Raw genomic sequence first — 4,284 nt, 5'->3', positions numbered from 1 at the left:
GGTGCTAATACCCAGAGTCGAACTGGGGACCTCACCCTTACCAAGGGTGCGCTCTACCAACTGAGCTATATCAGCACATCAATTTGGAGCGGGCAGCGGGAATCGAACCCGCATCTCTAGCTTGGAAGGCTAGGGTAATAGCCATTATACGATGCCCGCGATTTCTACCAAGCCACTCGGTAGAACAAAATATGGTGGAGGGAGGTGGATTCGAACCACCGAAGGCAGTGCCATCAGATTTACAATCTGGTCCCTTTGGCCACTCGGGAACCCCTCCAAAAAAAATGGTGCCGCCACCAAGAGTCGAACTCGGGACCTACTGATTACAAGTCAGTTGCTCTACCAACTGAGCTATAGCGGCACTGCATCGCTAAGATGCGGAGCGCATAATAGGAAATGCATGCTGACAGCGCAATAGCTAAATCAAAAAAAACCGCAGATCGCGTCTGTTTGCACAGCTTTTAGGCGAAAATAACCCAGCTGCATTATTGTTGTGCCTTCGCCCATAGCAAAAGCCTAAGTTGCTGTACCTTTTTACACTCCAATTGTATAGTCGCGGACGCAACTTAAGGAGCAATATCACGTGAACTTATCCGCTAAAGACCATGCTTACCAAGCCTTTAGCCGCGAACAATGGGCGGCGCTACGTGCGGCTGTGCCACTGCCGTTAAGCGAAGCTGAATTAGAGCAGCTGCGCGGGATCAATGAACACGTATCCTTAGAAGAGGTAGAAACCATCTACCTGCCGTTATCGCGCCTACTCAACCTCTATGCCCATTCCAAACAGCGCCGTGGTGATGTTCTGGAACAGTTTCTGGGGCGTAAGCCAAGTCACGGCCCCTACATCATCAGTGTGGCGGGATCGGTTGCCGTTGGTAAAAGCACTTCCGCTCGGATCCTGCAGGCTCTGCTGCAGCGTTGGCCAGAACACCCCAAGGTCGAGCTGGTTACAACCGATGGCTTCTTACTGCCACTGGCGGAACTCAAAGATAAAGGCTTATTAGGGCGGAAGGGGTTTCCAGAGAGTTACGATATTCGTTTGCTGCTGGACTTTGTTCGCACGGTGCGCAGCGGGCAGGCTGCCGAAGCCCCGATCTATTCGCATCAGCAATACGATCGAATGGAGCAGACTCAGCCGATCCGTCAGCCAGACATTCTGATCTTAGAAGGGTTAAATGTGCTGCAAAGTGCCATCGATTACCCCCAGTTTGCAGAGCGACCGTTTGTATCTGACTTCGTAGACTTTTCTATCTATGTAGATGCTGAAGAGTCGTTGCTTAAACAGTGGTATGTGGATCGGTTCTTGCGCTTTCTTGATAGCACTTTCCAAGATCCTAACTCTTACTTCCATCATTACGCCCAGTTAAGCCCGACCGAAGCGGAAAAGACCGCCGAAAAGATCTGGGAGCAGATCAATGGGCCAAACCTGCGTAATAACATTCAGCCCACCCGTGAACGTGCCAAACTGATCTTAAGTAAAAGCCATAACCATCTGGTGGATCAGATCCGTCTGCGCGGCTAACGTCATCCACAAAAATTAAGCCTGTGGCCGCAGGCTGATCTCCCCTGCCGCGTAAGCCTTCAGCTGCCCTTGCTGCGCCAACAACAAGTTGCCATTGGCATCAATACCGGCCGCTCGGCCTTGAATGATCTTATCGCCCATGATCAGCTGTACCGGTTGATCCGCAAAACAATCGCGCTGTTGCCAACGGTCGATAAAAGGCGCTAAGCCCTGAGCTGAAAATAAGGTTAATCCACTATCAAGCTGCTTTAAGATCTGATTGGCTAAGCCACTGCGATCGATCACATCATCTTGTTGCGACTGCAGATCCTGCCACGGCTGATCAATAGCCGCTGCCACGCCCGATGGCATGCTCACATTCACGCCGCAGCCAATAACGACCTCTGCCGCCTCACCATACTGGCCGTTAAGCTCAACCAAAATGCCAGCCAACTTTTTGCCATCTAAATAAAGGTCGTTTGGCCACTTCAAGCCCACCCCAACAAAGCCGGCTTGCTCTAGGGCGTCAGCCAGCATCACCCCAACCGCCAGACTAAGCCCGGCAGCTGCAGCCATGCCCTGCTCTAATCGATAGAAGTAAGACAAATAAAGGTGGCACGCCATCGGCGATACCCAAGTGCGGCCACGGCGGCCTCGACCGGACGTTTGCATCTCCGCTAAGCAAGCCTCACCATTGCCACACAGCTGTCGTCGCCCCATTAAATAAGCATTGGTCGAGTCCAGCTGCCAAAACAGGTGCAGCGACGCTTGACGATCGGCATTCACCACTGCGCCATCAAGCAAACTCAGTGGCCGCTCAAAGCGGTACCCTTTACCCTTTACTCGATAGATCTCTAACCCAAGATCAGCCAACGCCTCGATGTTATTGTGGATCGCCGCGCGAGTGAGCGCCAAGCTATCGGCCAATGAGGCACCAGAGTGAAACTCGCCGTCGGCTAATAAAGCGATAAGCTGTTGCCGTGTCTCGCTTAACATCGCTGCCATCCTGGCCGTCCTTGTTTATCTAAAATGCGTACTTCGGGTTCCAACTCGATGCCATAACGCTGTTCCACCGCATCAATCACGTCATTGGCCAGTGCCAGCAGATCGGCCACTACCGCGTCTCGCTTATTCACCAACACCAGTGCTTGCAGTTGATGTACCGCGGCACCACCAACTTGGTGCCCTTTTAAACCGCACTGGTCTATCAGCCAACCGGCCGGCACCTTAACGCCTGCCGCATCCTTATAGCCGGGGATGTCACTGAAACGCTGCTGCAACTGCTGATATTGCGCCCCAGTGATCACTGGATTTTTAAAGAAGCTGCCCGCATTACCTAGCACACTGGGATCCGGCAATTTACTCTGCCGAGTAGCGACCACCACATCGTAGATGTGTTGCGCTGTCGGATTTTGTAGCTGTTGCAAAGGGCCATAACCAAGCTGGGGCTGCCATTGTTTCGGAATGGCTAAGCCAACCGCCGTGATCACCACTTTCCCCAGCAATTGGCGCTTAAAGATGGAATCGCGATAGCCAAATTGACACTGCTTAGCAGACAGGCGTCGCAATTCATTACTGTCGATCTCTAAGTATTCAACGTAACTGCAGTAATCCGCCAACTCGACCCCATAAGCGCCGATATTTTGGATTGGCGCAGCCCCAATGGTGCCAGGGATCAACGCCAGATTTTCCAGTCCATCAATGCCGTTATCTAAACACCAACGCACTAAAGGATCCCACGCTTCACCCGCACCAATGTGCAGGAGAAAGGCATCATCGGTTTGCTCAAGCCGCTTCCCTAGCAAACGATTACGGATCACTAAGCCAGCAAAATTCTCTGCAAATACCACGTTACTGCCACCACCTAAAATTAGCTTAGGCACATCATTAAACTGGGGCAGGTGCAGTGCTAGTTGCAGTTCAGCAATGGATGTGACGGTAAGCGCCGCCTCCGCAGTGGCGGGCATCGCAAAGGTGTGCCAGCGGGAAAGATCAATAGAGCGAGAAACAGCGAGGGTCATAGCACCAAGAACAGTTAGCGAGTTCGAGGGCGAATAGTAAGGGATCGATGCCGCTAATGGTAGTCAACGCGTTCGGAGCATCGTTTGCGATGCAGACTAAGGGCCTCCTACCGCACGCGCTCTTTACAGTAACCAGAGCATCGCGCCCGCACAACCCTGTTTACCGCTTGTCGATCTAAGAGCCTTCCAACGCAAGGCCTTTAATGTGAATGGTAAAGATCGAAAATGAGTCGAATAAAACGGTTCTAACAACAAGAAAATCCTTAATTAAGCAAAGCTTGGCCACTACAAGCTGCATTCAACATTGTCTCGTTTGGGCTCGGAACATCAGCGCCTCACCAATAAAATCGCACATGGACCACCACTCAACTTTCTCGCCAGAAAGGCAAAAGCCCTGCCCCAGAGGACAGGGCTTAGTCGAACCATTTCAGGAGCTGGGGCGCAGTGAACGGGACTCGAACCCGCGACCCCGGCATGACCGGCCGCCAAGCTCTTAATCAAGGGCCTAACCAACTGAACTGCCTCGCCAACGTCAGCCCTGCAAACGTGTTAGCCAGATACGAAAAAAGCCCTGTCCAAAGGACAGGGCTTATTCGAACCATTTCGAGCGCTAGGGCGCAGTGAACGGAACTCGAACCCGCGCCCCCGGCGTGGCCGGCCGCCAAGCTCTTAATCAAGGGCCAACCCAACTGAACGGCCTCGCCAACGTCAGCCCTGCAAACGTGTTGATCACATACGAAAAAAGCCCTGTCCAAAGGACAG

The 4,284-nt window shown here is 52.5% G+C and carries 3 protein-coding genes and 4 tRNA genes; 1 reads left to right on the top strand and 6 read right to left on the bottom strand.

Going from position 1 to position 4,284, the window contains the following annotated elements; all coding sequences use genetic code 11:
• Positions 1-2 precede the first annotated feature (2 nt).
• The 4 genes from Q0796_RS17980 to Q0796_RS17965 form a co-directional block, all read right to left on the bottom strand.
• A tRNA-Thr gene (locus Q0796_RS17980) sits at positions 3-75 on the bottom strand.
• A 9-nt stretch (positions 76-84) separates the two neighbouring features.
• Positions 85-159, bottom strand: a tRNA-Gly gene (locus tag Q0796_RS17975).
• A 33-nt stretch (positions 160-192) separates the two neighbouring features.
• A tRNA-Tyr gene (locus tag Q0796_RS17970) sits at positions 193-277 on the bottom strand.
• 8 nt (positions 278-285) lie between these two features.
• Positions 286-361: transfer RNA gene (locus Q0796_RS17965), tRNA-Thr, on the bottom strand.
• A 222-nt stretch (positions 362-583) separates the two neighbouring features.
• On the opposite strand from Q0796_RS17965, the gene coaA reads away from it, so the two are divergent.
• Positions 584-1,522 carry a type I pantothenate kinase gene (gene coaA / locus Q0796_RS17960; RefSeq protein WP_298445850.1) on the top strand — a complete coding sequence of 313 codons (939 nt, stop codon included), beginning with the start codon at positions 584-586 and terminating at the stop codon, positions 1,520-1,522.
• Positions 1,523-1,537: 15 nt separating this feature from the next.
• Here the strand turns inward: coaA and birA are convergent, their stop codons facing one another.
• Both birA and murB read right to left on the bottom strand, forming a co-directional pair.
• Positions 1,538-2,506 (bottom strand): bifunctional biotin--[acetyl-CoA-carboxylase] ligase/biotin operon repressor BirA, encoded by a 969-nt coding sequence (birA, locus tag Q0796_RS17955; RefSeq protein WP_298445847.1) that lies wholly within the window; start codon positions 2,504-2,506, stop codon positions 1,538-1,540.
• Positions 2,491-3,522: a UDP-N-acetylmuramate dehydrogenase gene (murB, locus tag Q0796_RS17950; RefSeq protein ID WP_298445845.1), complete on the bottom strand. Its 1,032-nt coding sequence runs from the start codon at positions 3,520-3,522 to the stop codon at positions 2,491-2,493. The genes birA and murB overlap by 16 nt, the downstream gene beginning before the upstream one ends.
• Positions 3,523-4,284 lie beyond the last annotated feature (762 nt).

The organism is uncultured Ferrimonas sp., from assembly GCF_947489035.1.
Lineage (GTDB): Bacteria > Pseudomonadota > Gammaproteobacteria > Enterobacterales > Shewanellaceae > Ferrimonas.
Note: the sequence above shows the minus strand (reverse complement) of the source record. Positions and strands in the feature narration are given on the sequence as shown.

Excerpts from the sequence above, each read along its gene's own strand:
- birA (WP_298445847.1), bottom strand. The coding sequence starts at position 2,506 with ATGGCAGCGATGTTAAGCGAGACACGGCAACAGCTTATCGCTTTATTA.
- murB (WP_298445845.1), bottom strand. The coding sequence starts at position 3,522 with ATGACCCTCGCTGTTTCTCGCTCTATTGATCTTTCCCGCTGGCACACC.